A 26,664-nucleotide genomic window follows, 5' to 3' on the forward strand; every position below is an offset into this window, starting at 1 on the left:
GCTCCGCCGGTGAAAAAAAGCCTTCCGCGGAGACCTCTCCGTCGGAAGGCTTTTTGCTTATCGAGCGCACCCCGGGCCCGAGGGCCCGGGCGAGAGCACCGGTCAGTGCTTGAGCGGCTTGAAGCGCAGGCGCTTCGGCGCGGCGGCCTCGGCGCCGAGACGGCGGCGCTTGTCCTCTTCGTACTCGTTGTAGTTGCCGTTGAAGAAGACGACCTTGGAGTCACCCTCGAAGGCGAGGATGTGGGTCGCGATGCGGTCGAGGAACCAGCGGTCGTGGCTCGTGACGAGCGCGCAGCCGGCGAACTCGAGGAGCGCCTCCTCGAGCGCGCGCAGCGTCTCGACGTCAAGGTCGTTCGAGGGCTCGTCAAGGAGCAGCACGTTGCCGCCCGCGAGAAGCGTCTTCGCGAGATGCAGGCGCCCGCGCTCGCCGCCCGAGAGGTTGCCGACGAGCTTCTGCTGGTCGCCGCCCTTGAAGTTGAAGCGGCCGATGTAGGCGCGGCTCTGCATCGAGAACTTGCCCACCTGCAGGATGTCCTGACCGTCGCTGACGGCCTCGAAGACCGTCTTGTCGTTCGGCAGCGAGTCGCGCATCTGATCCACGGCGGCGAGCTTCACCGTCGAACCGATCTTGATCTCGCCCGAGTCGGGCTGCTCGCGGCCCTCGATCATCTTGAAGAGCGTCGACTTGCCGGCGCCGTTCGGACCGATCACGCCGACGATGGCGCCGGGCGGGATCACGAAGGAGAGGTCGTCGATGAGGAGCCTGTCGCCGAAGCCCTTCGAGACGTGGCTGAACTCGATCACATTGTTGCCGAGGCGGTCGGCGACGGGGATGAAGATCTCGTTGGTTTCATTGCGCTGCTGGTACTCGTAGGAGGAGAGCTCCTCGAAGCGCGTGAGACGGGCCTTGCTCTTGGCCTGACGGCCCTTCGGGTTCTGGCGGACCCACTCGAGCTCGTGGCGGATGGCCTTGGCGCGGGCGTCGGCCTGGCGCTTCTCGAGCTCGAGGCGCTTTTCCTTCTGGTCGAGCCAGGAGGAGTAGTTGCCCTTCCAGGGAATGCCCTCGCCGCGGTCGAGCTCAAGGATCCACTCGGCGGCGTTGTCGAGGAAGTAGCGGTCATGGGTGACGGCGACGACCGTGCCGGGGAAGCGGTGCAGGAACTGCTCGAGCCAGTCGACGCTCTCGGCGTCGAGGTGGTTCGTCGGCTCGTCGAGGAGCAGCATGTCCGGGCGCGAGAGGAGGAGGCGGCAGAGCGCCACGCGGCGCTTCTCGCCGCCCGAGAGCACGCCGATCTTCGCGTCCCAGGGCGGCAGGCGCAGCGCGTCGGCGGCGATCTCCATCTGCGTCGAGGCGTCGGTGCCTGCGGCGGCGATGATCGCCTCGAGACGGGCCTGCTCGGCGGCGAGCGCGTCGAAGTCCGCGTCGGGCTCGGCGTAGGCGGCGTAGACGGCGTCCAGCTTCGCCTGGGCCTGCATCACCTCGCCCATGCCTTCCTCGACGGTTTCACGGACGGTCTTCTCAGGGTCGAGCTTCGGCTCCTGCGGCAGGTAGCCCATCTTGATCCCGGGCATCGGGATCGCCTCGCCCTCGTGATCCTTGTCAACGCCCGCCATGATCTTGAGGAGCGTGGACTTGCCCGCGCCGTTCAGGCCGAGAACGCCGATCTTGGCGCCCGGGAAGAAGGAGAGCGAGATGTCCTTGAGGATCTGACGCTTCGGGGGAACGATCTTCCCCACGCGGTTCATCGTGAAAACGTACTGTGCCATAGGTGTCGAGAGATTCTCTTGCAGTGCAGTGCGCCCCGTCCGTCGGGGAACGGCGCGCACAGGATTTCGGGCCCGTGATCATACCTGATCAGCGGGCCCGCTCTCCACCCTAACTGGCTGATTTTTGGCGTATCAGCCTTTCTTCTTCAGACCGAAGTAGCCGTGCAGCACCCAGAACTTCCGGATGTGGTTGATGCGGTCAAGCCGGGCCCGGCGCTCCTCTCCGAGATCGTCGGGGCGATACTTGACCCACTTCTTCCATGCGCCCGAGAGGTCGATCTCCTCGAGGGTCGAGCGGAGAAACTTCGGCAGCCCCTCGGTGAAGACCGCGGCCTGGAAGTCGATGATCGCCGGTCTGCCGTCCGGGCGGATGAGGACGTTGCCCTCGCCGCGCACGTCAAGATGCACCACGCCCCTGGCGTGCATCTCGTTCATGAGGTTCTCGAGCTGCTCGAGATACTCGTTCGTGATCCGGGCGGGATCGGCCTTGTCGGTGGCCTGGCCCTCCTGGAACTCGATCGCGATCGCGTGGCGGTCAATCCTGAAGGCATGCTCGGCGATGCCGTCGATGCCGGCGAGCCGCCTGAAGGCACCGAGCTCGCGGCCGATCAGATAGGGAGCGAAAAGGTTCCGGACGATCCAGTTCCTGCCGGAGAAGTCCTTGACGGTCCATTCGCGGCCGGCGAGCTCGACCCGCCAGACCACTGCATTTGCACTTCGTCCGTCCCGCAGAAGGCGCTTCGGGGCCTTCTCGAATTCCTCCCGGGTGAAGGAATCGTTGCTTCTGCTTTCGGGCTGCATAAAAAAATCACCAGTTCCTCAGACACGAACGGCGCTTTGCTGAGGGGAGTGAAAGCGCCGTCGGGTGTCTGGAGCGGGAAACCCCCTGGCTTCCCGCCGGGTTTTGGATTTCCGGATCAGGGCATCACGATGCCGCTGCCGCCCGCGGCGGGCGGAGCCTGGAAGCCGGGCATGCCCGGCGTGACGATCTGGCTCGCCTGTTGGCGGCGCATTTCGCGCAGGCGCTCGACCGTGTCGTGCAGGCCCTGCTTGGCGGCGGCGCCGTAGCCGGCCACGGCCTCGGCGAGCGTCTTCGCGGGGATCTCGAAGTTGATGGGGATCGGGCCGACCTGGGTCATGATCTGCGCCTCGCCGAGGAAGATGATGTCGCGGGACTCGTCACGCGTGCCTTCCGTCGTGATCGGGGTGAGCATGCGCAGGGTGCCGACGCGGCGGTCGGAGATGATGTCCTCGCGGTAGAGGCTCGTCGGGTCCATCTGAGCGTCAAGCTCGTCCATGCCGGTCTGAGTGTCTTCAGCCATTTGTTCTCTCTGAAAAGGAAATTCTGATTGCTCTCCGGCCCCGCCGTCCCGTGCGAGCAGAACGGGCGGAGCCGCCTGGGAGGCGCGAATCTTAGCGATAAACCATCACGGGGAAGCGCGAGTGCGTGAGCACCTTCTGGGTCTCGGAGCCGAGGAGCACCGCGGCGATGCCCTTGCGGCCGTGGCTCGCCATGAAGATGATGTCGCAGCCGTTCTTCTCGGCCTGCTCGATGATCGCCTCGGAGGGCGAGAAGCTCTTCACCATCACCGTCTTGTTCTCGACGCCGACGGCGTCGGCGATGCGGCGGGCCTCGATGAGGCGGTCCTCGGCCTCGGCGGTCACGCGCTCGTCGTACTGCTCGATCGACTCAGGACGGTACTCGGCGAGGTTCGTGTAGGAGTAGGGCTCGACCACGGTCATGAGAACGAGCGTGGCACCGAGAGGCTTGGCGAAGCGCGCGGCACCCTCAACAGCCTTCACTGAGCGCTCCGATCCGTCCGTCGGCACAAGAATGCGCTTGTACATGATGTTTCCTTTTGTTCTGCAGATTCTTTGTTCGAGGCACGACTGAAGGGCGGGATGTCCTCTATCAGAAGGCCATCCTGTTATTTTAGGGCCTCAGGGGGCCTGCTTGGCCCGGCCTGAGCGACTGCGAGCGACCCGCCCCCGGGCCGGGGAATCCGCGGAACGATCAGATGGTACGGCCTCCGCCGGTTTTGAGCGAGAGCGGCGTCGGCCCTGCGCACCCTCACCTGTTGGACAGGGCGTCGCTGCGGAGTCACCGAACCCTAAGACGGATTCCGCCGTCTCCGCGAGACCCTTGTTGGAACTCCCGCCCAGGTTCGTCACATTTGTTTACAAACCGCGGCTTCAGCATCACGGAATCAGAACCGGTCCCGGAGGACGGTCAGGCCCCCGGCGAAAAGCACTCCCCGGATTCGCGGGTCCCTCGGAGACAAATCTTCTCTTCGCGACACATCACGATGAGGTCCGCCTGATTGAGATTTGTAACCCTCTGATACCCGCCCCTTCGTCACTGCGGACAATCTGCGATCCGAATTCCTTCGAATTCAAGCGTCTGCATTTTGCATTCAGACCGGTTTCGATTACGTAAGCTTTCGGGCGTCGGAATGACAAAGCGCAAATTGAAGAAGAATTCCCTCAAAAAAACGCCCCGCCGGGCCGCCGACGTGGTAACGTTCACTTATCCAATTCAGGAAGGTTTCGCATCGTCGCCGAAGGTTTCCCGCCCGTGGATATCCCTTCGCATGCCGACGACCGCCTTCCGCAGATTTCCGCCAGGAGGCCATATGCGCATACTCGTTCCGGTTGACGGCAGCACCAACTCGCTCAACGCCGTTTCGTTCATCGCTTCTCGCCAGACGCTGCTCGGCAGCAACCCCGAGATCGAACTGCTCAACATTCAGCTTCCGCTTCCCGCCCGCGCCTGCCGCCTCGTCGGCCAGGACGCCATCCAGCGCTACTACGAGGACGAGGCCGAGAAGGTCTTCGAGCCCGCCCGCAAGATCCTCCAGAAGGTAGGCTTCACGGCGAGCGAGTCCTTCGTCGTGGGCGAGGCCGCCCCGTCGATCAGCAAGGCCGCCGAGAAGACCAACGCCGACCTCGTCGTCATGGGCTCCCGCGGACAGAGCGCCATCAAGGGCCTCTTCTTCGGCTCCGTCTCGAACGGCGTGCTCGCCCAGTCGAAGTGCCCGATGCTCGTCATCCGCGGCAAGGCTCCGACCGAGTCTGATGCGCTCCGCGTCGGCATCGCGGTTGACGGCTCGAAGTACGGCCGCGCCGCCGTGCGCTACGCCATCAAGCACGTCTCGCTCTTCGGCGCCGGCGCCACGTTCTATCTCATCAACGTCGTCAGCGACTACGCCGGCGCCGTGATGCCCGACATGGCCGGCATGGCCCTTCCCGCCCTCTCCGAGGAGGAAGTGCTTGACCTGCAGCGCGAGGAGTTCAACGAGGCCGTCGAGCCGCTCCGTCCGTTCTTCTCGAAGGCCGCCATCAAGGTGAAGGAAGTCTGTCTCGTCGGCAACCCCGGCGATGAGATCTCCGCCTTCGCCAAGAAGCGCAAGCTCGACATGGTCGTCATGGGCTCGCACGGCTACGGCCGCTTCAAGAGCGCCATCATGGGCTCGACCGCGACCCGCATCGCCGCCTCCGGCGACGTGCCGCTCCTGGTGATCCGCCAGGCCTAAAGCCGCCATATGACGAAGACCCGGGAACTTTCAAGAGGCATCCGCCCCCCGAAAGTCCCGGGTTTCTTGTTGACTGAAGCGCGCTTCACCCGCATCCCCGCCCGGAAGAAACACGCGCGAAGCTTCCCGCCCCCGCCCGTCCGTCCGTGCCTGTCGTTTAAGGGCACTTCGGGAGAGCCCTGCCGCGGAGCCTCGTGATAACATCAGCTATTCGGGTTTTTCCCGATCTCGAACTTCACTGCCGAGCGCGCAGCTTGTTCTGCTCTGCGCCGGTCTCCCTCCAGTTGCAGTCTGAAGAAACGCATGACGATGGACGAAAACACCAACAACATACCGATCCGCGAACCTCTGCGGATTTTCATCGCCGCGGAATCCGCCGATGAATGCGAACGGATCGCCGAGAAGCTTTCCGACGCGCCGGACATGAAAGTTGTCGGAACCGTCTCGGAAGCCGACCGACTTGAAGAGGCGCTCTGCTGCGCCACGAACGTTGACGTGCTCATCAGCGACGTGATGATCAGGGAGGTCGACATGACCCCCGTTCTCACGCAGATCAAGCGTCAGAACGAAGGCATCGACATCCTCGTCTTCACGAACAACTCGCAGGACAGCTGCGTGATCCGCGCGATCCTCGCCGGCGCGACGGGCTACATCCTCTCGGACAGCCAGGAAGACCTCAAGACGAGTGTGAGGCTGCTGCGCGGCGGCGGCTCCCCGGTCTCCCCGACGGTCGCGAGAAGCGTGCTGCGCGCGATCCACTCGCGCTCCTTCGCGCCCCAGCTCCTTGTGCCGAAGAAGCGTGACACCTCCGACCCCATGCCGCTCTCGCAGCGTGAGACGGAGATTCTCGGTCTGCTCGCCAAGGGCATCTCGTTCGCCGACATCGGCCAGGTCCTCCAGATCTCGCCGCACACGGTGACGGCCCACATCAAGAAGATCTACCGCAAGCTTCAGGTGCACTCGCGCGGCGAGGCGGTCTACGAGGCCTCCGTCATGGGCATCCTCCCGGACCGCATCCTCGGCGGCTGATCAGACTGAAATTCCCGCCCGGGGGCGTGATCGTCAGATCCCGCCCTCGCGCAGCCAGTGGCCGGACTTTCCGCCGTCCTTCTCAAGGAGCCCGATCGCGGTCATCACCATGCCGCGGTCAACGGCCTTGAGCATGTCATAGACCGTGAGCAGCCCCACCTGCACCGAGGTGAGGGCCTCCATCTCCACGCCCGTCTGCCCGTTGCACTCACACTGGGCGACGCAGATCACGCGGCTCGCGGCCTCGTCGAGCTCGAAGTCCACCGCCACGCGCGTGAGCGCGATCGGGTGGCAGAGCGGCACGAGGTCCGAGGTGCGCTTCGCGGCCATGATCGCGGCGATGCGCGCCACGCCTATCACGTCGCCCTTCCTGGCGCTGCCGGCTTTCACGAGCGCGAAGGTGGCCGGCGCCATGTGAATCTCGCCCCTCGCGCGGGCGATGCGCTTCGTGCTCGCCTTGGCGCCGACGTCGACCATGTGCGCGTCACCCTTTGCGTCGAAATGCGTGAGCTCACCCATTTTTTGTCACCTTTCAAAACGTTCTGTTAGTGCGCCGGAGACCGGGCACGGGCCATAATGACTGCCGCGAAACCTCGCCGCGGCCTCCCCTCAGGGGAAGAAACTGTGCCGCGAGATTACCGCATCCGGCCCCGGGCCGCGATCCCGTCCTCCTTCCGCTCACCGCATGAAGCTCAAGTTCCTCAAGTCCGTCGTCGCCGTCGGGGCAGCCCTGATGACGGCCGTCACGCCGCTCTCGGCGACGGCCGCGTCCGCGCTTGACCTGAACCTCCCCTCGCTCGGCTCGACGGCCGACGCGGGGCTCTCGCCGCAGGACGAGTACCGGCTCGGCGTGCAGCTCATGCAGCGCGTGCGCTCGGACGCGAGCTACCTTGCGGATCCCGAGCTCATGGAGTACCTCGGGCACCTCGGCTACCAGCTCGTCTCGCACGCCCGCACGAGCACCTACAACTTCTTTTTCTTCCCGATCCGCGACGACTCGCTCAACGCCTTCGCGCTTCCCGGCGGCTTCATCGCCGTCCACACGGGCACGATCATCTCCGCGCAGAGCGAGAGCGAGCTCGCGGGCGTCATGGCCCACGAGGTGAGCCACGTCGCGCAGCGCCACATCGCCCGCATGATCGAGGGGCAGAGCGGCAACCTCGCGATCACGCTCGGCTCGATCCTGCTCGCCATCCTCGCCGCCCGCGCGGGCGGAAGCTCGGGCGGCAACGCCGCCGCGGGCATTGTGCTCGGCAGCCAGGCCGCGATGATCCAGTCGCAGCTCAACTATTCGCAGAACGCCGAGCGCGAGGCGGACCGCATGGGCATCAGCACCCTCTACAACGCCGGCTTCGATCCGCGCGGCATGGAGGACTTCTTCGCGCGGCTCCAGTCGAACAACCGCTACTACCGCTCGGCCGCCCCGGCGTACCTCTCCACCCACCCGCTCACCGAGGAGCGAATGGCCGACATGGAAAACCGCTCGCGGCAGCTGCACACGCGCATGCACGTCGACTCGGACGACTTCCCGCTCGTCCAGATGCGCGCCCGCGTGCTGCAGCTCGATGACTGGGACGGCTGGACGAAGCTCAAAAAGCAGTTCCAGCGCGAGCTCGCCGCCGCCTCCGGCAAGAAGGCCTGCGCGATCAACTACGGCATCTCGGTCGTTGAGCAGGAGCTCAAGAACCCGAAGCAGGCGTACGCGGCCGCCCGGAACGCCATGCGCTGCGGCATGAAGTCCGCGATCCTCGAGCGCAACCTCACCCGCACGCGCTTCGACGCCGCGGACTCGATGAAGGAGAAGCTCGCCGCGCTCGAGGATGCCCGCAAGGCCGTCACCCGCTATCCGCTCTCGGCGATGATGGCGATGAACTACGTCGACCTCCTCTACGCGCTCGGCCGTCACGAGGACCTGATCGCCTTCCTGAGAAGCGGCCAGGCGCTCTCGGAGAACTCGAGCGACTACCACGCGATCCTCGCGCGCTCCTATGAGGCGCTCGGCCGCAGAAGTTTGCAGTACATGCACACCGGTGAGATGTACGCGCTCCAGGGCGGCACCGAGGCCGCGGTCTACCAGTACGGGCTCGCGCAGAAAGCGAACGACGGCGACTACTACGTGATGAGCGAGATCGACGCGCGCCTGCGCGAGCTGCGCCGGGACTTCGACGACGAGAAGAAGCGCCGGTGAGATTCTCCCCGGATGCGTTAGTCCGTCTGAATCCCCAACTCTCCCTTCCGGGGCACGTTTTTCCCCGGGCGACTGTGCGAAAATAGCCGCATTTTCGCGCCGGGGGATCCCTGTCCCCTTACGAGGGCGCTTTCCGCTTTTCTCATGACGCCGGTGCCGGTCCCCCATCAGCGGGGATCCGCCTGCCTGTCTGACCACCATCCGCAGAAAAATGGCCATTGAAGACTACCTTACCGTTGCCCAGCCGGGCGGCGAAATGATCGAGACCGACGTCGTTGTCGTCGGCGCCGGCCCCGTCGGGCTTTTCCAGGTTTTCGAGCTCGGGCTCCTCGAGATGAAGTGCCACGTCGTCGACTCGCTCCGCAACGTCGGCGGCCAGTGCATGGAGCTCTATCCCACGAAGCCGATCTATGACATCCCGGCCGTCCCGGTCTGCTCCTCCTACGAGCTCACCGAGAACCTCCTCAAGCAGAACCACCACTTCCAGCCCGTCTTCCACCTCGGGCAGGAAGTCACCGACGTGAAGAAGCTCGAGGACGGCACGTTCCACGTCAAGACCTCGCTCGACACGAAGTTCCACTGCAAGGCCGTGATCATCGCCGCCGGCGTCGGCTCCTTCCAGCCGCGTCCGCTGCGCGTGAAGGGCATCGAGAAGTTCGAGGGCACGCAGCTCCACTACAGCTGCAAGGATCCGTCGAAGTTCGAGGGCAAGAACGTCGTCATCCTCGGCGGCGGTGACTCCGCGCTCGACTGGACGCTGAACCTCGTCGGCAAGGCCGAGAGCGTCGTGCTCGTCCACCGCCGCGACGGCTTCCGCGCCGCCGCCGCCAGCGTGAACCGCATGAAGGAGCTCTGCGAGGACTGGCAGATGCAGTTCGAGGTGGGTCAGGTCACGGGCTTCACCGAGGAGGACGGGAAGTTGACCGAGGTCGCCGTCTCCGGCGCCGACGGCGTCACCCGCCGCATCCCGCTCGACCACCTGCTCGTCTTCTTCGGCCTGCAGCCCAAGCTCGGCTCGATCGAGAACTGGGGCCTCAACATTGAGCGCAAGCAGATCGTCGTCGACACCGCCCGCTTCGAGACCAACATCCCGGGCATCTTCGCCGTGGGCGACATCAACACCTACCCCGGCAAGAAGAAGCTCATCCTCTCGGGCTTCCACGAGTGCGCCCTCGCCGCCTTCGCGGCCTGCGACTACGTCTTCCCCGAGAAGCGCGTCTTCCTGCAGTACACGACCACGTCGCCGAAGCTTCACAAGGTGCTCGGCGTCGAGACGCCGACCTTCGACGACTGACCGGTCTGACGTCCTCTGACAGTTGAAAATCCACCCCGGGGCAGACCCTGAGGCGGATTTTTATTGAGCCCCCCTATCCCGACCCGAACATGAAGAACGAAGACCTCTTTGCTGCGGCGCTCCAGCTCTCGGCCCCCTGGTTCATCACCAAAGTCGACTTTCCCGGGACGGCCGGCACCTCGGCCGCGCGCGAGCTCCACATCCACATTGACTTCCGGAAGGGGGCCGAGTTCCCCTGCCCCGCAGACGGCTGCGGGAAGGCCTGCCCCGTGCATGACACCCGGGATCTCGTCTGGCGGCACGCGAGCTTCTTCCAGTTCCCGTGCTACCTGCACGTCCGCGTCCCGCGAGTCCTCTGTCCCGACCACGAAGTCCGGCAGGTGAATCTTCCGTTCGTCCGCCCCGGATCGGGCTTCAGCCCGCTCTGAGGCGCGGTCTGCCGCTGAAACGCCCAAAAGAAATCCGCCCCGGGGGAAACCTTCGGGGCGGATTGCTTTTCTGGAGCGCCCCCGCAGGAGCGCTCCTTTCACTGCGGTCCGGACGAAACTCAGTCGTTCTTCACCGAGATCGTCGGCATGCGGGCCGAGTAGTCCTTGCCGAGACGCGCGACGGCGCCCGCGATCTTCATCGCGATGTCGCGGTACATCTTTCCGGCCGTGCCGTCCGGATCGGCCGCGACGGTCGGGTTGCCGCTGTCGGCGGCCTCGCGGATCGAGGCCGAGAGGGGGAGCTCCCCGAGGAACGGCACGCCGTACTGCTCGCTCATGCGCTTAGCTCCGCCCTCGCCGAAGATGTGCTCGACCTGGCCGCAGCACGGGCAGATGAAGACGGACATGTTCTCGACGATGCCGAGGAGCGGCACGTTGACCTTCTCGAACATCTTGAGGCCCTTCTTCGCGTCGATGAGTGCGATGTCCTGCGGGGTCGTCACGACGACGGCGCCCGTCAAGGGCGAGCTCTGCGAGATCGTGAGCTGGATGTCGCCCGTTCCCGGGGGCATGTCGACCACGAGGTAGTCGAGGTCGTGCCAGTTCGTGAGCGTGAGGAGCTGCTGCAGAGCGCCGGAGGCCATCGGGCCGCGCCAGATCATCGGCTCGTCCTCGTCAACCATGAAGCCCACGGAGTTGATCTGCAGGCCGTGGGCCTCGAGCGGCTCCATGGTCTTGCCGTCGACGGTCATCGGCTGGCCGTGGCAGCCGAGCATCGTCGGCTGCGAGGGGCCGTAGACGTCGGCGTCAAGCACGCCCACGCGGGCGCCTTCGTGCGCGAGCGCGAGGGCGAGGTTCGCGGAGACCGTGGACTTGCCCACGCCGCCCTTGCCCGACGAGACGGCGATGATGTTCTTCACGCCCGGCATCACGCGCTGGGTGCCCTGCACCTTGTGGGCGATGATGTTCTGCTTCACGTCGGCCGTGACGCGCTCGGCGCCGAGCTCCTTCACGGCGGCCTCGACGGCGGCCTTCACGGACTCGATGTGGAAGCGGGCCGGATAGCCGAGCTCGATGTGCACCGTGACGCCGCCGGCGTCATCGGTTTCAATGCCCTTCAGCATGCGGGCGGAGACGTAGTCCTCGCCCACGACGGGATCGACGAGCTGCCTGAGGCGCTCCTCAACCTGAGCGGTGGAGATGGTCATCTTGGGGAATCCTAAAACTTGAACTGAGACGGACGGGACACGGCCGCGCGCGGTCAGTCCCTTCTGAATTTGACGTGCATTCTATAGGTGCGAGCACGGCGAAAACCTTACGCCGAAAGTTCTAGCCGTCCGGGGCCTGCACGGGGGGCCCTGCGGGGCCTCGCGGAGCAGTGCAAAATGCTAAAGTTTTACGTTTCTAAAAATTCCCCGGTCCGCCGGCTCCTTCAGGACGGCTTCCATCAGGCTTGTCCCCGGCCCCGGGCTCTTCACGCACCCTAAAAAACACAACATGACTCAGCGCAAACTTTTCGTGACCACGGCGCTTCCCTATGCCAACGGCGCCTTCCACATGGGTCACATCATGGAATACATCCAGGCCGACATCTGGGTTCGTCATGAACGCATGTGCGGCAACATCGTGCACTTCGTCGGCGCGGACGACGTGCACGGCGCTCCGATCATGATCGCCGCCCAGAAGCGCGGCCTCACCCCGCAGGCCTTCGTCGCCGAGATCGCCGCCGGCCGCCGCCAGTACCTCGACGGCTTCCACATCAGCCACGACTACTGGGGCAGCACCGACTCGCCCGAGAACCACGCCCTCTCGCAGGAGGTCTACCGCCGCCTCAAGGCCCGCGGCCTCATCTACACGAAGGACGTCGAGCAGTTCTACGACACCGTCAAGGGCATGTTCCTCGCCGACCGCTTCATCAAGGGCACCTGCCCGCGCTGCGGCGCCCCGGACCAGTACGGCGACAACTGCGAGAAGTGCTCGGCCGTCTACGCCCCGACCGAGGTGATCAACCCCTACTCGACCCTCTCGGGCTCGACGCCGGAGATCCGCAGCTCGACGCATTACTTCTTCAAGCTCTCCGACCCGCAGTGCGTGGAGTTCCTCCGCTCCTGGACCACGGGCAAGGGCAAGGACGGCACGCCCTCCGTGCAGGAGGAGGTGCTCGCCAAGGACAGCGAGTGGCTCGGCGCCGACGGCCACCTCTCCGACTGGGACATCTCGCGTGACGCGCCCTACTTCGGCATCGAGATCCCGGACCATCCGGGCAAGTACTTCTACGTGTGGCTTGACGCCCCGGTGGGCTACCTCGCCGCGCTCAAGGCCTGGAGCGAGAAGAAGGGCTTCGACTTCGAAGCGTTCCTCTCCGACCCCGAGACCGAGCAGATCCACTTCATCGGCAAGGACATCATCTACTTCCACACGCTCTTCTGGCCGGCCATGCTGAAGTTCTCCGGCCAGCCCTTCCGCACGCCGGACCACGTCAACGCCCACGGCTTCATGACCGTGAACGGCGAGAAGATGAGCAAGAGCCGCGGCACGGGCATCTCGCCGCTCGAGTACCTCGAGCTCGGCATGAACGCCGAGTGGCTGCGCTACTACCTCGCCGCGAAGATGAACTCCCGCGTCGAGGACGTCGACTTCACGAAGACCGACTTCGCGCAGCGCGTCAACTCCGACCTGATCGGCAAGTACGTCAACATCGCCTCGCGCGCCGCCGGCTTCATCGTCAAGCGCTTCGAGGGGCGCGTCAACGACGCCGCCATGAAGGACGCCCTGGTCGAGAAGATCCGCAGCCGCGTGCCCGAGGTCTCCGCCTACTACGAGGCCCGTGAGTTCGCCCGCGCGACCCGCCTCGTGATGGAGCTCGCCGACCTCGTCAACGAGTACGTCGACGAGCAGAAGCCCTGGGAGCTCGCGAAGAACCCCGAGAAGATGAACGAACTGCAGTACGTCTCGTCGGTCGCCCTCGAGTGCTTCCGCCTGCTCACGCTCTGCTTGAAGCCCGTGCTTCCCGCCACGGCCGAGCGCGTCGAGAACTTCCTCTCGATCGCTCCGCTCACCTGGGCGAGCGCCGGCGTCCCGCTCTCGAGCGCGAACCCGATCAAGCCCTACCAGCACCTGATGCAGCGCGTCGACATGGAGAAGCAGTTGAACCGCCTCATCCCCGAGCGCGCCCCCGAGCCCGAGAAGGCTCCCGAGCCCGCGCTCCCCGGCGGCGAGGCGATCGCGCCCGAGGTGACGATCGACGACTTCAGCAAGCTCGACATGCGCGTCGCGAAGGTCCTGAAGTGCGAGGCGGTCGAGGGCTCCACCAAGCTCCTGCGCTTCACGCTCGACGTGGGCGAGGGCCGCACCCGCAACGTCTTCTCCGGCATCCAGAGCGCCTACAAGCCCGCCGACCTCGAAGGGAAGCTGATCATCATGATCGCCAACCTCGCCCCGCGCAAGATGCGCTTCGGCGTCTCCGAGGGCATGATCCTCTCCGCTTCGCATGTGAGCGACAAGGCCCAGGGCATCTTCGTGCTCTCGCCCGACACGGGCGCGGTGCCCGGCATGCGCGTCCGCTGAGGAAAAAACGGCACACCTCAATCCCGAGCCGCCTATCCGGTGACTGATTGAGTTAGCGCAAACTGGCGCGGCCAAACGGCCGCGCCTTTTTCTTTACACTAATGGGCCTCAATTTTTTCCTTCCGCCCTTTGTTTTCTCACAAAATGCGACTCTCAAAGCAGGCAGGAGAAGTCCTGCATCATCTGCCGCTCGCGAAGTTCCGACCGGTTCTGATGGAATCCCTGAGCGGCTACAGCCGCCACATGCTCACCCGCGACATCTCCGCGGGCCTCACCGTCGGCATGGTCGCGCTCCCGCTTGCGATGGCCTTCGGCATCGCCTCCGGCGTGCCGCCCGAGTCGGGTCTCTACACCGCGATCATCGCGGGCTTCCTGATCTCGCTCCTCGGCGGCTGCCGCGTGCAGATCGGCGGTCCGGCCGGCGCCTTCGTCGTGATCATCTACGGCATCATCGCGCAGTACGGGCTCTCGAACCTGATGCTCGCCACGATCGGCTCGGGCATCATTCTCTTCTTCATGGGCCTCTTCAAACTCGGCGGCTTCATCAAGTTCATCCCGATCTCGATCGTGATCGGCTTCACGAACGGCATCGCCGTGATGATCGGTCTGCAGCAGGTGAAGGACTTCCTCGGCCTCACGGTCGCGAAGATGCCGGCGGACTTCTTCGAGATGATCAAGACGATCATCGCGCACATCGGCACCTTCAATCCCTGGGCCTTCGGCATCGCGCTCGCGAGCTTCCTCATCGTCTTCTTCTGGCCGAAGGGCTACTCGATGAAGGGCCCGCAGTGGGTGAAGTGGCTCGCGCACCTGCCGGGCACCGTGGTCGTCCTCGTGCTCTCGACGCTCGCCGTCTCGCTCTTCAACCTCCCCGTCGAGACGATCGGCAGCAAGTTCGGCGGCATCCCGCAGGGCCTGCCCTCGATCCAGTTCCCGGAGTTTGACTGGCAGAGCGCCAAGCAACTCTACGGCGCGATGCTCACGCTCGCCGTGCTCGGCTCGATCGAGAGCCTGCTCTGCGCGCGCGTGGCCGACACGATGACCGATGACCGCCATGACCCCAACCAGGAGCTCATGGGCCAGGGCATCGCGAACTTCATCGTTCCGTTCTTCGGCGGCATCCCCGCCACGGGCACGATCGCCCGTACGGTGACGAACATCAAGTCGGGCGCCTTCTCGCCGGTCGCCGGCATGGTGCACGCCGTCACGCTCCTCGTCGTGATTCTCGTCGCCGCCCCGCTCGCCGCGAGCATCCCGCTCTGCGCGCTCGCCGCGATCCTCGTCTTCGTCGCCTGGAACATGGGCAACTGGCGCGAGTTCCTCCGCCTGCGCCGCATGTCGATGTCGTACAAGGTGACGCTGCTGCTCACGTTCTTCCTCACGGTCATCTTCGACCTCACGGTCGCCGTTGAGTTCGGTCTTGTCTGCGCGTGCGGCTTCTTCCTCTTCCGCATGAACAACATCACCGTGGTCGAGCCCGCGACGCTGCCCTTCCACATGCCCGAGACGGTCGAGGCCTGGCACATCCGCGGCGCCCTCTTCTTCGGCTCGATCAGCAAGCTCGAGCACGTCACGGATCCGCACCGCCTGATGGCCGCCGACTCCGCGAAGATCGTCATCCTCGACTTCACCGACCTCGTCAACATCGACAACTCGGCGATGGACCAGATCGAGGTCTTCGTGAGGGCGCTCCACCGCCACAAGCATGAGCTCATCATCGCCGGCGCCTCCGGACACCCGCTCCGTCAGCTCCAGCGCACCGGCATCGACCAGGAGCTCGGGTCCAACCTCGTTCCGGACATGGAGTTCGCCATGGCCCGCGCCGACCAGGTGCTCGCCGAGCTCGCCGCGGCCGAGAAGCCCGCGGCTCCCGAGACGAAGCCCCTCGAGGTCACCCCGGTCAAGACCGAGGCCGAGACCCCGGCTGAGAAGGCCGCTGAGGCCGCCCCTGCCGAGGAAGTGAAGGCCGAGGAGACGAAGGAGGAGAAGTCCTCCGACAAGCCCGTCGCCTGAGCCCCGGATTCCTGATCCGAAAGTGAATCGCGGCCGCCCTGTGAAGAACGGGGCGGCCGTTTTCCTTGATGCCGCGCGCTTCTCAGAAGAGTGAGCCGGAGGAGCCGCTGATGCCGCCGCCCTCGAAGAAGGCGTCGAGGTCGGCCTCGGGGTCGCGGTCCCCGCCCGCCGCGGGAAGCGCCCCCGCCTCCTCCATCTCGAGCGCGGCCTCGGTCTCCGTGGAGAGATAGACCGCCGCGTAGGGCTCGGCCTGCTGGATGCGCACGAGGAAGATCTTTCCGAGCTCGAGCGTGGCAAGGAGCCACACCGTGACCTGCCCGCGGTCGGCGCCCGCGCCCCAGAGCTCGTCGAGCCGGATGAACTCGCGGTCCTTGAGCCGCTTCAGAATCCCGGACATGTGCTCGCGCACGGAGAGCTCCTCGCGCGTGACATGGTGATGCGCCGTGAGCGCGAGCAGCGCCTCCACGGCCTCCCAGGCGACCGAGAGGTCGTCGGGCGTGATCGTCGGGCGCTCGCGCACCGGGGTCTCCCAGGTGCCCGTCGAGACGAGGAAGTCGCGCCCGAGGCGCGGCATGTCATTCAATTCCCGCGCGGCCTCGCGCATCATTTCGTATTCGATGAGGCGCCGGGCGAGCTCGGCGCGCGGATCCTCGGGCTCCTCGCCCGTCACGGCGTCGGGGCGCTTGGGCAGAAGCATCCTGCTCTTGATCGACATGAGCGTCGCGCTCATCACGAGGTAGGCGCTCGCGAGCTCGAGGTTCGTGCGGCGGATGAGCTCCACGTAGGCCATGTACTGCTCGGTGAGCTTCGCCATCGGGATGTCCATCACGTCGAACTTCTGGCTGCGGATGAGCCAGAGCAGCAGATCGAGCGGTCCCTCGAAGCGGTCGAGGATCACCTCGAGCGCGTCGGGCGGGATGTAGAGCCCGTCGGGGAGCTCCGTGAGAGGCTCGCCGTAGAGGCGCGCGAAGACGCGCCCGCCGGCCGCCGCCGGCGTGCGTTCCGCGGCCTGTGCCGCGCCCGTCTCCTCTGGAGCCTGTGTGTTCTCGTCTGCCATGACGCCCGAAATGATAACGGCCTCCGGCGAGCCCCTGTGAGAGCTCGGCCGAAGGCCGCTGTCAATCGCCGTCAGTGGGAACGAGGACCCGGGGAGACGGCGCCGGTACCGCAGGGAACCGGCGCGCCGGATCCGTCATTCCGCAAAGACTTGCCGATTACGGACGATACATGAACTCATCAACCGCCTTCTCGAGGTCGGCCGGACGCTCGTTCTGGGCGAGGCCCTTGTCGTACGCATAGGCGGCGACGGCGGCACCGACCTTCACGGACACCGGACGGATGTCGGAGAGCGGCGGATAGAGCGAGCCCTGGGCGAGATCCTCTTCCGTGACGAGCTCGGCGAGCTTCTTCGCGGAGACGAGGAACATCTCGTTGGGCATCCACTTCGAGCGGCTGACGACGGCGCCGAGGCCGAGGGCCGGGAAGACGTAGCTGTTGTTGCCCTGGCGCGGCACGAAGGTCTTGCCCTCGTACTCGACCGGAGCGAACGGCGAGCCGGAGGCGAAGAGCGCCTTGCCCTTCGTCGCGACATAGGCCTCCTCGGCCGTGCACTCGGCACGCGAGGTCGGGTTGGAGAGCGCGAAGATGATCGGGCGCTCATTGAGCTTGGCCATCTCCTCGAGCACTTCCTTCGTGAAGGTCTTCGGCTGGGCCGCGACGCCGATGATTGCGGTCGGCTTGTACTGGCGGATCGCCTCGATGAAGCACTTCGTGTCGGCGAGCTCATGGGCGAACGGCTTCTTGTGAGCCGCGAGGTCCGTGCGCTGGGCCGTCACGAGGCCCTTCGAGTCGAAGAGGGCGCAGTGCTTGAGCGCCTCGGCCGGGTCAACGCCCTCGCTCGCGATGGCGTCCGCGAGCAGCGTGGCGATGCCGCAGGCGGCTTCGCCGGCGCCGAAGAAGAGGAAGCGCTGATCCTCGATCTTCTCCTTCTTGATGCGCATGGCGGAGTACATGCCGGCGACGACGACGGAGGCCGTGCCCTGGATGTCATCGTTGAAGCAGAGGACCTTGTCCTGGTACTTGCTGAGCAGGCGGAAGGCGTTGGAGTTGCCGAAGTCCTCGAACTGGATGAGGACGCCCGGCCAGCGGCGGCGGGCCTCGGTGATGAACTCATCGACGAGCTGGTCGTACTCGGGGCCGCGGCAACGCTGCTGGCGCAGGCCGAGGTACAGAGGATCGTTGAGGTACTCCTCGCGGTTCGTGCCGACGTCGAGCACGACCGGGAGGGTCTTGGCCGGGTGGATGCCGGCGCAGGCCGTGTAGAGGGCGAGCTTGCCCACCGGGATGCCCATGCCGTTGAGGCCCTGGTCGCCGAGACCGAGGATGCGCTCGCCGTCGGTGACGACGATCACGTCAACTTCCTGGTTCGGGGCGCGCTCGATCACCTCGCGGACATGGCCGACGTGCTCGAGCGACAGGAACAGACCGCGCGGATAGCGGAAGAAGTGGCTGAAGCGCTGGCAGGTCTCGCCGACGGTCGGCGTGTACACGATCGGCATGTACTCGTCGGTGTAGCGGGTGAGGAGCTGGAAATAAAGACGCTCGTTCGTGGCGCGCAGGCTCTCGAGGACGAGGGCCTTGTCAATCGGCTTCTCAAAACGGCCGAGAATCTCGCGCATACGCTCGACCTGCTGGTCATCCGTGGAGACGGCCGTGGGGATGAGGCCGCTCAGACCGCGCTCCTCGCGCTCCTCTTTCGTAAAGGCCACGCCCTTGTTCTGGAGCGGGCAGCGCAGGGCGGCAGTGCCGGTGTGCTTGCAGCATTGAGACATGTGAGTTCACCTCCGAAAAAGCCGCCCGGGGTCGGGATGGGCGGCTTGAATTAGCTCTGGGGTTGACAGTATGGTCGTCTCTTCCTCACCGGGAAAGCGGCGGCGCATGCTTAAAAGTGCTTATACGGGTTTTTCCCTGTCCCGGCATCGGCCGTCGGAGGGAGTCCCGCAAATCTTTTGGGTATTTTAGGCACTGCCTAATGAGGGGTAACAGTGCTCCGCCAAAAGACGTGGGGGAAATCCCTGACTCAAGGCACAGCCGGGAAATGGATTTACTGTTTCGCGGGCTCGGGCGCGGGTTCGGGCTCGGGCGGCAGTTCCTTCAGGCGCTTGGCGGCCTCCCTGCCGGCATCGGTCTTCGGATAGGCGCGCACGATCTTCTGGAGCGTGCTGCGAGCCGCCGTGACGCTGCCGCTCGCGGCCTGCGACGAGGCGACGAGGAGCATCGCGTCAGCCACGCGCCGGTTCTTCGGATAGTCGCGGAGCAGCTGGTTCTGCGAGGAGATCGCTGTCTTGTAGTGCTCGGCGCCGAAGGCGCTCGTGCCCCACCAGAAGAGCGCGGCCGGGCGATAGGGCGACTTCGTCCACTTGCGGGTGAAGTCCCTGAAGGCGCGCTCGGCCTGGGCGTACTTGCCGCCCTGCAGGAGCTCGAGCGCCGCATCGAAGGAGTTCTTCTCCTCGGCGTCCACCGTGACCGTGACGCCGTCGACGGTGACGGTCTGCGGCTCGAAGACGCCGAGGCGCTTGTCCATCGATTCGTAGAGCGTGCGGTTCGAGCGCTTCTCCTGCGCGAGACTGTTCGAGAGCTCCTCGACGCGGCCCGTGAGCCTGCGGTTGAGGTCCTTCAGACCGTTGATCTCGTTCGAGAGCGAGAGCTGGGAGCGGCGCAGCACGTCAATGTCGGCCTGCATCTGCTTGACCTGCTCGCGCAGGTCGAGAATCGCGCGGCGGGCGTCATCGTCAGCGAAGGCAAGCGCCTCGCCGGCGAGCGCGAGCGAGAGCGCCGCGGCGAGCACGCCGCGCGAGAGCGTCGAAAGAGTGAAAGTCATCGCAAGTGGAAATCGGTTTGGAGGGGGATAAAACGAAAAGGACCGGTCAGCCGCCTCCGGGAGCCCTTGTTTAAAGGGCCCCGGCGGTGCCGCCGGTCTCTCGAGAGGGAACCCGGGCGCGCCTCAAGGGGAGCGGCGCGCCGTCAGGTCAGGTTCCTATCAGCGGGCAGCGGACGCAGGCTGCGGGACGGTCTCGCCGTAGTTGGCCGGGTAGACGATGTCCGCGCGGCGGTTCTGGGCCCAGGCCTCCTCGGTGTGGCCCTCGGCGAAGGGCTTCTCCTTGCCGAAGGAGACGGCCTCGACGCGGTCGCCCGAGACGCCGAGCAGCTGCATGCGCTGGCGCACGGCCTCGGAGCGCTTCTGGCCGAGCGCGAGGTTGTACTCGCGGCCGCCGCGCTCGTCGGTGTGGCCCTGCACGACAATGTTGACCTGCGGATGGTCGCCGAGCCACTTCGCGTGCGCCTCGACGATCGCCGCGTACTCGGGCGAGACGTCGTAGGAGTCAAAGTCGAAGTAGACCGAACGGCGCGAGAGCGGGTTCGAGGGATCCTCGAACGGGTTCACGGCGGCGGCCTTCTGTTCGCCGGCGAGAGTGCCCTCGAGCGCGCCTTCGTCGAGCGAGACGGAGGAGCAGCCCGAGAGGAGAGCGGCGACGGCGGCCGCGGCAGCAAGAGCCTTCCAGGAAATGGTCATTTTGTTCTTCCTTTCTTCTCAAAAAAACTTGGATGCCTTGGTCAGCCGAGGATCGGACTCCAGGCGGGTTCGCGGATGTTGCCCTCGCCCGAGAGACGGGTCGAGAGGCGCGCGTCCGCCGAGCAGGTGCCGAGGATGCCGCGTCCGCTCACCTCGGTCGCATAGACGATGAAGCGGCCGTTCGGGGCGAAGGACGGCGACTCGTCGCGGTCGGAGTTCGTCACGAGGAGATCCTGGCCGTTCTCGAGGTCCATCACCGCGACGCGGAAGCTGTCATCGATCTTGGAGATGTAGGCGAGGCGCTTGCCGTCGGGCGAGACCACCGGGCTGATGGCGTAGTTCGAACCGAAGGTGACGCGCTCGGCGCGGCCCTCGGGCTCGTTCACGGCCTGGCGGTAGATCTGCGGCGTGCCGCCGCGGTCGCTCGTGAAGTAGATCCACTGGCCGTCCTTCGTGAAGAAGGGCTCGGTGTCGATGCCGTAGCTGCGCGAGAAGCGGCGGGCGGCCGAGCCGTCGGCGTTGATGAGGTAGATCTGCGTGAGTCCGTCGCGCGAGAGCGCCACGGCGAGCTGACGGCCGTCGGGCGACCAGGCAGGCGCCGAGTTGTTGCCGCGGAAGGCCGCGACCGGGCGGCGGGCGCCGGTCGAGAGCTCGTGAACGAAGACGATCGGCTTGCGGTTCTCGAAGCTCACGTAGGCGAGGCGGCGCCCGTCGGGCGACCACGCCGGCGAGATGATCGGCTCGGGCGAGGAGAGCGCCGTTCTCGGCACGGCGCCGTCGCAGTCGGTGATGATGAGTTCGTAGCGACGCGGGCCGAGCTGTGCGACATAGGCGAGCTGCGAGGCGAACATCGGGCCCTCGCCCGTCATCTTCTTGTAGATCTCGTCGGCGCAGCGGTGCGCGGCCATGCGCAGCAGGTCGGTGGACGAGGAGAAGCCCACGGAATTGATCTGCTCGCCCGTGACGGTGTCATAGAAGAGGCAGCGCACGTCCCAGCGCGCGGGACCGAGCGGCTGCACGGAGCCCACGACGTAGACCGTGGCGCCCGCCTGCTTCGCGGCGGCGAGCCCCGAGGGCTTGGTGAGATCCTCGTTCGCATCCCCGCCGCGCAGCTGGATCAGGCGGAAGGCGCCCGAGCGCACGAGGTCGGCGCCGATCACCTGCGCGGGATCGACGGGCGCGGAACCCGCGCCCTGGAAGGAACGGATGGCGATCGGGAGCTGGTTCGCCCCGACGCCGGTGATTTCAATGCGCAGATCGGCAAGCGCCGGACAGGCTCCGAGCACGCCGGCCGACAGGCCGGCGCCGAGGAGCGCGCGGCGCGAGAGACGCATCGATTCGCTCGACTCTTTCACTCTTTGGTACTCCGGAGATGACGCGCCCTTTTCGCTCCGAAGGGATGAACCCCGGAGACGGGGAGCGAAGGCGCGGACTGAAAATTCTTGAATCAATATACGCGAAACGGCGCCGGGGTGTCCCTGCGGGTCCCGGCGCCGAAGTGCAACAGAAGTTGCCGCTCTTTCGTCAGTCAGTCTTAGTGACGGAAGTGGCGCTCGCCCGTGAAGACCATGGCGATGCCGCGCTCGTTGGCGGCGTCAATCACCTCCTGGTCACGGATCGAGCCGCCCGGCTGGATGACGGCGGTGCAGCCGGCGTCGACCACGACGTCGAGACCGTCACGGAACGGGAAGAAGGCGTCCGAGGCGGCGACGCTGCCGACGAGCGAGAGACCGCCTTCCTCGGCCTTGATGGCGGCGATGCGGGCGGAGTCGACGCGGCTCATCTGGCCGGCGCCGACGCCGAGCGTCATGCCGTCGCGGGCGTAGACGATCGTGTTCGACTTCACGAAGCGGGCGACGTTCCAGGCGAAGAGCAGGTCAATGATCTGGGCCTGGGTGGGCTGCTTCTCGGTGACGCAGCGCAGCTGCTCGGCCGTGGCGAGCTGGATGTCGGGCGACTGCACGAGGATGCCGCCACCGACGCGCTTGAAGTCAAAGTCGTTGTGGGCGCGGCCGCGGGCGATCTTCAGGAGGCGCAGGTTCTTCTTCTTCGAGAAGAGCTCAAGCGCGGCGGGCTCGAACTCCGGCGCGATGATGACCTCGGCGAACTGGTGCGAGACCTTCTCGGCGCAGCCGAGCGTCACCGGGCCGTTGAAGGCGATGATGCCGCCGAAGGCCGACTTGCTGTCCGTGAGGAAGGCCTTGGCGTAGGCGGCCTCGCAGTTCTCCGCGACGGCGACGCCGCAGGGGTTCGCGTGCTTGATGATCACGCAGGCCGGAGCCTCGAACGAGCGGACGCACTCCCAGGCGGCGTCGCTGTCGGCGATGTTGTTGTAGGAGAGCTCCTTGCCCTGGAGCTGCTCGTAACCGGCGAGCAGGCCCGGGGCGACGTGGACCTCGCGGTAGAAGGCGCCGGACTGGTGGGGATTCTCGCCGTAGCGCAGATCCTGCACCTTCTCCCACTGGCGCGTGAGGACCTCGGGGAACTTGCCCGGATGGTTCTCCTCGTCGAGGCTCGTGAGGTAGTTGGTGATCATGCCGTCGTAGCGGGCGGTGTGGGCGAAGACCTTCTTCGCGAGGGCGAAGCGCGTGGCCGGCTCGACGCCGCCGGTGGCGCGGATCTCCTCGAGCACGTCGTCATAGTCGGCCGGGTCGACCACGACCGCGACGGACTCGCAGTTCTTCGCGGCGGCGCGGATCATCGTGGGGCCGCCGATGTCGATGTTCTCGATGGCGTCCTCGAGCGTGCAGTCCGGGCGGGCGACGGTCTGCTCGAACGGATAGAGGTTCACGCAGACGATGTCGATCGGGTCGATGCCGTGCGCGGCGAGGGCGGCCATGTGCTCCTCGGAGGGACGGCGGGCGAGGATGCCGGCGTGGATCTTCGGGTTGAGGGTCTTGACGCGGCCGTCGAGCATCTCGGGGAAGCCCGTGTAGTGAGCGACCTCCTCGACCTCGATGCCTTCCTTCGCGAGGAGCTTGGCGGTGCCGCCCGTCGAGAGGATGTGATAGCCGGCCTCGACGAGACCGCGGGCGAAGTCGACGATGCCCGTCTTGTCGGAGACGCTAAGAAGTGCCTGTTTGCGCATGGTTCACTTTTCCTTCAATTTTCGTGGAACACCCCGGGCCTGAACGATTCCATGTTCCTGGAGCTTCTTGCGCAGAGTGTTCCGGTTAATGCCAAGTAATTCCGCTGCCGCGCACTGGTTGTTCCGGCACATCGTCATCGCGTAGTCGATGAGAGGCCGCTCCACGGCGTGCACGACAAGTTCATAAAGGGGATGCGGGGTCCGGCCGCCGAGCCGGGCGAAATAGAGGTCGAGCTGACGGACGACGGCTTCCTCAAGCGAATTGCCCTCGTCCTGGAATTCGAACGCTTCGGCGTCATCCGCCCCGTTCCCGGCGTCATCGGCGGGAAACGGTTCATCAGGAAAGGCTTCAGGGGTCATTCGGGATCCGGACTTGAGGAAGGCTCGGAGAACGCTCGCGCACGCTCAAGGAACGCACGCACCATCGCGATCTGCCGCTCGGGATCCTCCTCGGCGAGGAGGGCGGGAAGAGCCTCTTCGGACCCTGCGAGCGGCCTGAGATAGGCGGCGAGATGCTTGCGGAACGTGCGCACCGCGCGGCGGCCATCATAGTAGTCGAAATGCCGGGCCCTGTGATCGAGAATGACCCTGAGAAGCTCCCCGGGCCCGGGTTCGCTGAAGGGTTTCCCCTCAATGGCCGCGCGCACCGCGGCGAAGATCCAGGGGCGCCCGACGGCGCCGCGGCCGATCATCAGGCCGTCGGCGCGGGTGAGCTCGAGCACCCGGAGCGCCTTTGCGGGACAGGTGATGTCGCCGTTCGCGACGACGGGAATCGAGGAGAAGCGCTTCACCGCGGCGATCGTCTCGTACTCGGCCTCGCCGCGGAAGGCGTCCTCGCGGGTGCGGCCGTGGATCGCGAGCATCGCGATGCCCGACTCCTCGGCGATCCGCGCGACCGCCGGGGCGTTCCGGTGCGCCCGCTCCCAGCCCGTGCGGATCTTGAGGGTGACGGGGATCGTGACCGCCCCGGTGACGGCGGTGAGGATCTCGCGCACGAGCCCCTCGTCGCGCATGAGGGCGCTGCCGCACTCGGCGTGGAGCACCTTCTTCGCGGGGCACCCCATGTTGATGTCGATCACGTCCGCGCCGTCGGCCTCGGCGGCCGCGGCGGCCTCGGCCATCACGGCCGGGTCGGCGCCGAGAAGCTGCACGACCTTTATGCCGGACTCCCCGGGCTCGACCCAGCGCGTGAGACTCTTCTCACGGTCCCTCAGGTCCGCGCGGCTCGCGGTCATCTCGGCGACGGCGTAGTCCGCGCCCCAGCTGCGGCAGAGCTCGCGGAACGGGAGATCCGTGAAGCCCGCCATCGGGGCGAGCATCAGCGCGGGATCGGGGAGCTGGTGCGCGCCGATTTTCACGCCGCATCGCTCCCGAAGAGCTTCTCCGCGCGCTCGAGCTCGACGGGCGTGCCCACGTTGGCCCAGCGGCCGGAGAAAAGCTCGCCCGTGACGCGCCCCGCGTCGACGGCGCCGAGGAGCCAGGGAAAGAGCTTCGCGCGGCCGTCGGGGACGCCCCGGAAGAGCGCCGGATGGTAGGCGGCGAGGCTCGAGAAGGTGTATTTCGTGCCCTCCCGGGCGATGAGGCCGTCCGGGGTGAGCGCGAGGTCGCCCTGCGGATGAAAGTCCGGGTTCGGCACGAGGATCAGGTGCGCGAGGGCCCCCTCCTCCGAGAGCGCGGCGGCGCGGCCGACGAGCGCACGGTAGTCATAGTCGGTGACGATGTCGCCCGCGACCACGATGAAGCCGCCGCCCTCCCCGCCTTCGGCGAGGAGCGGGAGCGCCCGCACGATGCCGCCCCGGGTCTCGAGCGCCTCGCCGGCCGAGTCGCCCTCGTGCGACCAGAGGATGCGGACGCCCAAGTGCGAGCCGTCCCCGAGCGCGCCCGTCAGCACGCGCGCCCCGTGGGCGGCGTTCACGACGAACTCGCGGATGCCGGCCGCCTTCAATGCGGCGATCTGCCGCTCGATCATCGGCACGCCCGCGACGCACGTCAGGGGCTTCGGATGAATCTGCGTGAGCGGACGGAGCCTTCTGCCCTCGCCCGCGGCAAGGATGAGCGCACGCATCAGAAGGTGTAGCCCGCTTTTTCCTGGACGCCCTCGAGCTCGTCGAGGAGGTGCCTCAGGGGCGAGAGCTCGCGGTAGCGGCCCGCGGTCTGGCGGGCGTAGGCCATGAAGCGCGGCGTGTCGGCGAGGTACTTCGGCTTCCCGTCGCGGTAGTTGATGCGCGCGAAGATGCCGAGCACCTTGAGATGGCGCTGCAGCCCCATGAACTCGACGCTTCTCCAGAAGCTGCCGAAGTCCTCCGGAACGGGGAGCCCGGCCTTCCTCGCCTTCTCCCAGTAGCGGATCGTGATGTCAAGCACGAAGGACTCGGACCAGGAGACGAAGGCGTCACGAAGGAGCGACGCGATGTCGTACGTGATCGGCCCCATGAGCGCGTCCTGGAAGTCGATGACGCCCGGGAGCGGATCGCTCATCATGAGGTTCCTCGGCATGAAGTCGCGGTGCACGAAGACCGTCGGATCGGCGAGGTTCACCTCGATGATCGCGTCGGTGGTCATCTTCCACCACTCCTCGCGCTTGGCGTCCCAGGTGACGCCCAGGTGGCGGCCGACGTACCACTCGGGGAAGAGATTCATCTCACGGAGCAGCACCGCGCGGTCATAGGGCGGGAGCACGCCGGGACGGCTCGCGAGCTGCCACTTGACCAACGCCGTCGTGGCGGCGTCCATCAGGCGGGCGGCGTTTTCCTCGTTGATCACATTGAGGAAGGTCTCGCGGCCGAGGTCCGAGATGATCGCGAAGCCCTGCTCCTCGTCAGCGGCGTGGATCACGGGGACGTTGAGGCCGGCGTCGGCCATCAGGCGGTCGATGCGCAGGAACGCGGGCAGGTTCTCGGTGGCCGGGGGCGCGTCCATCACGATCAGCGTGCCGCCGCCGGGGCAGGTCACGCGGAAGTAGCGGCGGAAGCCCGCGTCGGAGCTCGCCGGCGCCATGCTGTCAAGGTCAAAGCCGAGCCTCGGCTGCTCTTTCTCGAGCCAGGCATGGAGCGCGCTGTCGCGGTCTGTCATCGGTGAGGTTCCTTCTGATCGGGGCCTCCGGGCCCCGTGTCCCGCCCCGCTTTCCCCGCTGCGGGAGGGAACCCGCGGGAAGGCAGAGGCTAAACTGTTAAAATTTCGGACG

22 protein-coding genes and 1 pseudogene are annotated in these 26,664 nt (G+C 66.2%); 7 read left to right on the top strand and 16 right to left on the bottom strand.

Annotated elements, in window-relative coordinates; all coding sequences use genetic code 11:
- Nucleotides 1-102: 102 nt before the first annotated feature.
- The 4 genes from ettA to Q4F91_RS03215 all read right to left on the bottom strand — a co-directional run bounded on the left by ettA (nucleotide 103) and on the right by Q4F91_RS03215 (nucleotide 3,615).
- Complete coding sequence (gene ettA / locus Q4F91_RS03200) at nucleotides 103-1,767, bottom strand: energy-dependent translational throttle protein EttA (protein ID WP_303334490.1); 1,665 nt, start codon at nucleotides 1,765-1,767, stop codon at nucleotides 103-105.
- Nucleotides 1,768-1,899: 132 nt separating this feature from the next.
- Entirely contained in the window at nucleotides 1,900-2,568 is a 669-nt protein-coding gene (locus Q4F91_RS03205; RefSeq protein WP_303334492.1) for a hypothetical protein, read from the bottom strand.
- 116 nt (nucleotides 2,569-2,684) lie between these two features.
- Nucleotides 2,685-3,089, bottom strand: coding sequence for a hypothetical protein (locus Q4F91_RS03210; protein ID WP_303334494.1), 405 nt, complete (start codon nucleotides 3,087-3,089; stop codon nucleotides 2,685-2,687).
- A 91-nt stretch (nucleotides 3,090-3,180) separates the two neighbouring features.
- Nucleotides 3,181-3,615: a universal stress protein gene (locus tag Q4F91_RS03215; RefSeq protein WP_303334495.1), complete on the bottom strand. Its 435-nt coding sequence runs from the start codon at nucleotides 3,613-3,615 to the stop codon at nucleotides 3,181-3,183.
- A gap of 785 nt (nucleotides 3,616-4,400) precedes the next feature.
- Here Q4F91_RS03215 and Q4F91_RS03220 point away from each other — a divergent pair.
- Nucleotides 4,401-5,300, top strand: a complete 900-nt coding sequence (locus Q4F91_RS03220; RefSeq protein WP_303334497.1) for a universal stress protein — start codon at nucleotides 4,401-4,403, stop codon at nucleotides 5,298-5,300.
- 303 nt (nucleotides 5,301-5,603) lie between these two features.
- Nucleotides 5,604-6,329 carry a response regulator transcription factor gene (locus tag Q4F91_RS03225; RefSeq protein ID WP_303334499.1) on the top strand — a complete coding sequence of 242 codons (726 nt, stop codon included), beginning with the start codon at nucleotides 5,604-5,606 and terminating at the stop codon, nucleotides 6,327-6,329.
- A 33-nt stretch (nucleotides 6,330-6,362) separates the two neighbouring features.
- On the opposite strand, the gene moaC is transcribed toward Q4F91_RS03225, so the two are convergent.
- Nucleotides 6,363-6,848, bottom strand: coding sequence for a cyclic pyranopterin monophosphate synthase MoaC (moaC, locus tag Q4F91_RS03230; RefSeq protein WP_303334501.1), 486 nt, complete (start codon nucleotides 6,846-6,848; stop codon nucleotides 6,363-6,365).
- A 166-nt stretch (nucleotides 6,849-7,014) separates the two neighbouring features.
- Here moaC and Q4F91_RS03235 point away from each other — a divergent pair, with 166 nt between their 5' ends.
- The 3 genes from Q4F91_RS03235 (at nucleotide 7,015) to Q4F91_RS03245 (ending at nucleotide 10,239) form a co-directional block, all read left to right on the top strand.
- On the top strand, nucleotides 7,015-8,517 hold the full coding sequence (locus tag Q4F91_RS03235; protein ID WP_303334503.1) for a M48 family metallopeptidase: 1,503 nt from the start codon (nucleotides 7,015-7,017) through the stop codon (nucleotides 8,515-8,517).
- Between the two features lie 211 nt (nucleotides 8,518-8,728).
- Nucleotides 8,729-9,811, top strand: coding sequence for an NAD(P)/FAD-dependent oxidoreductase (locus tag Q4F91_RS03240; protein WP_303334505.1), 1,083 nt, complete (start codon nucleotides 8,729-8,731; stop codon nucleotides 9,809-9,811).
- A gap of 89 nt (nucleotides 9,812-9,900) precedes the next feature.
- Entirely contained in the window at nucleotides 9,901-10,239 is a 339-nt protein-coding gene (locus tag Q4F91_RS03245; protein ID WP_303334507.1) for a transposase family protein, read from the top strand.
- 119 nt (nucleotides 10,240-10,358) lie between these two features.
- Here the strand turns inward: Q4F91_RS03245 and apbC are convergent, their stop codons facing one another.
- Nucleotides 10,359-11,447, bottom strand: coding sequence for an iron-sulfur cluster carrier protein ApbC (gene apbC, locus Q4F91_RS03250; protein WP_303334509.1), 1,089 nt, complete (start codon nucleotides 11,445-11,447; stop codon nucleotides 10,359-10,361).
- 238 nt (nucleotides 11,448-11,685) lie between these two features.
- On the opposite strand from apbC, the gene metG reads away from it, so the two are divergent.
- Together metG and Q4F91_RS03260 are read left to right on the top strand one after the other, a co-directional pair.
- Complete coding sequence (gene metG / locus Q4F91_RS03255; RefSeq protein WP_303334563.1) at nucleotides 11,686-13,806, top strand: methionine--tRNA ligase; 2,121 nt, start codon at nucleotides 11,686-11,688, stop codon at nucleotides 13,804-13,806.
- Nucleotides 13,807-14,019: 213 nt separating this feature from the next.
- A complete protein-coding gene (locus Q4F91_RS03260; RefSeq protein ID WP_303334511.1) occupies nucleotides 14,020-15,819 on the top strand; it encodes a SulP family inorganic anion transporter in 1,800 nt (599 codons plus the stop codon).
- Nucleotides 15,820-15,901: 82 nt separating this feature from the next.
- Here the strand turns inward: Q4F91_RS03260 and Q4F91_RS03265 are convergent, their stop codons facing one another.
- The 10 genes and pseudogenes from Q4F91_RS03265 to Q4F91_RS03310 form a co-directional block, all read right to left on the bottom strand.
- A complete protein-coding gene (locus Q4F91_RS03265; protein WP_303334512.1) occupies nucleotides 15,902-16,876 on the bottom strand; it encodes a ScpA family protein in 975 nt (324 codons plus the stop codon).
- 157 nt (nucleotides 16,877-17,033) lie between these two features.
- A complete protein-coding gene (locus tag Q4F91_RS03270) occupies nucleotides 17,034-18,650 on the bottom strand; it encodes an NAD-dependent malic enzyme (RefSeq protein ID WP_303334514.1) in 1,617 nt (538 codons plus the stop codon).
- A gap of 272 nt (nucleotides 18,651-18,922) precedes the next feature.
- On the bottom strand, nucleotides 18,923-19,699 hold the full coding sequence (gene ybgF / locus Q4F91_RS03275) for a tol-pal system protein YbgF (protein ID WP_303334516.1): 777 nt from the start codon (nucleotides 19,697-19,699) through the stop codon (nucleotides 18,923-18,925).
- A gap of 159 nt (nucleotides 19,700-19,858) precedes the next feature.
- Nucleotides 19,859-20,392, bottom strand: a complete 534-nt coding sequence (gene pal, locus Q4F91_RS03280; protein ID WP_303334518.1) for a peptidoglycan-associated lipoprotein Pal — start codon at nucleotides 20,390-20,392, stop codon at nucleotides 19,859-19,861.
- Between the two features lie 41 nt (nucleotides 20,393-20,433).
- Nucleotides 20,434-21,726, bottom strand: coding sequence for a Tol-Pal system beta propeller repeat protein TolB (gene tolB, locus Q4F91_RS03285; protein ID WP_303334565.1), 1,293 nt, complete (start codon nucleotides 21,724-21,726; stop codon nucleotides 20,434-20,436).
- A gap of 200 nt (nucleotides 21,727-21,926) precedes the next feature.
- Entirely contained in the window at nucleotides 21,927-23,480 is a 1,554-nt protein-coding gene (gene purH, locus Q4F91_RS03290) for a bifunctional phosphoribosylaminoimidazolecarboxamide formyltransferase/IMP cyclohydrolase (RefSeq protein WP_303334520.1), read from the bottom strand.
- 3 nt (nucleotides 23,481-23,483) lie between these two features.
- Nucleotides 23,484-23,744 (bottom strand): annotated as a pseudogene (locus tag Q4F91_RS03295) (helix-turn-helix domain-containing protein); the annotation flags it as partial.
- 92 nt (nucleotides 23,745-23,836) lie between these two features.
- A complete protein-coding gene (gene dusB / locus Q4F91_RS03300) occupies nucleotides 23,837-24,838 on the bottom strand; it encodes a tRNA dihydrouridine synthase DusB (protein WP_303334523.1) in 1,002 nt (333 codons plus the stop codon).
- The gene (locus Q4F91_RS03305) at nucleotides 24,835-25,545 is read right to left on the bottom strand and encodes a nucleotidyltransferase family protein (RefSeq protein WP_303334526.1); all 711 of its coding nucleotides are present in this window, start codon (nucleotides 25,543-25,545) and stop codon (nucleotides 24,835-24,837) included. Before Q4F91_RS03305 ends, dusB begins: the two co-directional genes overlap by 4 nt.
- Complete coding sequence (locus Q4F91_RS03310; RefSeq protein WP_303334527.1) at nucleotides 25,545-26,552, bottom strand: aminoglycoside phosphotransferase family protein; 1,008 nt, start codon at nucleotides 26,550-26,552, stop codon at nucleotides 25,545-25,547. The genes Q4F91_RS03305 and Q4F91_RS03310 overlap by 1 nt, the downstream gene beginning before the upstream one ends.
- Nucleotides 26,553-26,664: the final 112 nt, after the last annotated feature.

The sequence above is a fragment of the Sutterella sp. genome (assembly GCF_030539355.1).
Taxonomy (GTDB): domain Bacteria; phylum Pseudomonadota; class Gammaproteobacteria; order Burkholderiales; family Burkholderiaceae_F; genus Sutterella.

Bases quoted from the DNA above. Each gene is read 5' to 3' on its own strand.
- ettA (WP_303334490.1), bottom strand. From the start codon at position 1,767: ATGGCACAGTACGTTTTCACGATGAACCGCGTGGGGAAGATCGTTCCC.
- Q4F91_RS03205 (WP_303334492.1), bottom strand. From the start codon at position 2,568: ATGCAGCCCGAAAGCAGAAGCAACGATTCCTTCACCCGGGAGGAATTC.
- Q4F91_RS03210 (WP_303334494.1), bottom strand. From the start codon at position 3,089: ATGGCTGAAGACACTCAGACCGGCATGGACGAGCTTGACGCTCAGATG.
- Q4F91_RS03215 (WP_303334495.1), bottom strand. From the start codon at position 3,615: ATGTACAAGCGCATTCTTGTGCCGACGGACGGATCGGAGCGCTCAGTG.
- Q4F91_RS03220 (WP_303334497.1), top strand. From the start codon at position 4,401: ATGCGCATACTCGTTCCGGTTGACGGCAGCACCAACTCGCTCAACGCC.
- Q4F91_RS03225 (WP_303334499.1), top strand. From the start codon at position 5,604: ATGACGATGGACGAAAACACCAACAACATACCGATCCGCGAACCTCTG.
- moaC (WP_303334501.1), bottom strand. From the start codon at position 6,848: ATGGGTGAGCTCACGCATTTCGACGCAAAGGGTGACGCGCACATGGTC.
- Q4F91_RS03235 (WP_303334503.1), top strand. From the start codon at position 7,015: ATGAAGCTCAAGTTCCTCAAGTCCGTCGTCGCCGTCGGGGCAGCCCTG.
- Q4F91_RS03240 (WP_303334505.1), top strand. From the start codon at position 8,729: ATGGCCATTGAAGACTACCTTACCGTTGCCCAGCCGGGCGGCGAAATG.
- Q4F91_RS03245 (WP_303334507.1), top strand. From the start codon at position 9,901: ATGAAGAACGAAGACCTCTTTGCTGCGGCGCTCCAGCTCTCGGCCCCC.
- apbC (WP_303334509.1), bottom strand. From the start codon at position 11,447: ATGACCATCTCCACCGCTCAGGTTGAGGAGCGCCTCAGGCAGCTCGTC.
- Q4F91_RS03260 (WP_303334511.1), top strand. From the start codon at position 14,020: ATGGAATCCCTGAGCGGCTACAGCCGCCACATGCTCACCCGCGACATC.
- Q4F91_RS03265 (WP_303334512.1), bottom strand. From the start codon at position 16,876: ATGGCAGACGAGAACACACAGGCTCCAGAGGAGACGGGCGCGGCACAG.
- Q4F91_RS03270 (WP_303334514.1), bottom strand. From the start codon at position 18,650: ATGTCTCAATGCTGCAAGCACACCGGCACTGCCGCCCTGCGCTGCCCG.
- ybgF (WP_303334516.1), bottom strand. From the start codon at position 19,699: ATGACTTTCACTCTTTCGACGCTCTCGCGCGGCGTGCTCGCCGCGGCG.
- pal (WP_303334518.1), bottom strand. From the start codon at position 20,392: ATGACCATTTCCTGGAAGGCTCTTGCTGCCGCGGCCGCCGTCGCCGCT.
- tolB (WP_303334565.1), bottom strand. From the start codon at position 21,726: ATGCGTCTCTCGCGCCGCGCGCTCCTCGGCGCCGGCCTGTCGGCCGGC.
- purH (WP_303334520.1), bottom strand. From the start codon at position 23,480: ATGCGCAAACAGGCACTTCTTAGCGTCTCCGACAAGACGGGCATCGTC.
- Q4F91_RS03305 (WP_303334526.1), bottom strand. From the start codon at position 25,545: ATGCGTGCGCTCATCCTTGCCGCGGGCGAGGGCAGAAGGCTCCGTCCG.
- Q4F91_RS03310 (WP_303334527.1), bottom strand. From the start codon at position 26,552: ATGACAGACCGCGACAGCGCGCTCCATGCCTGGCTCGAGAAAGAGCAG.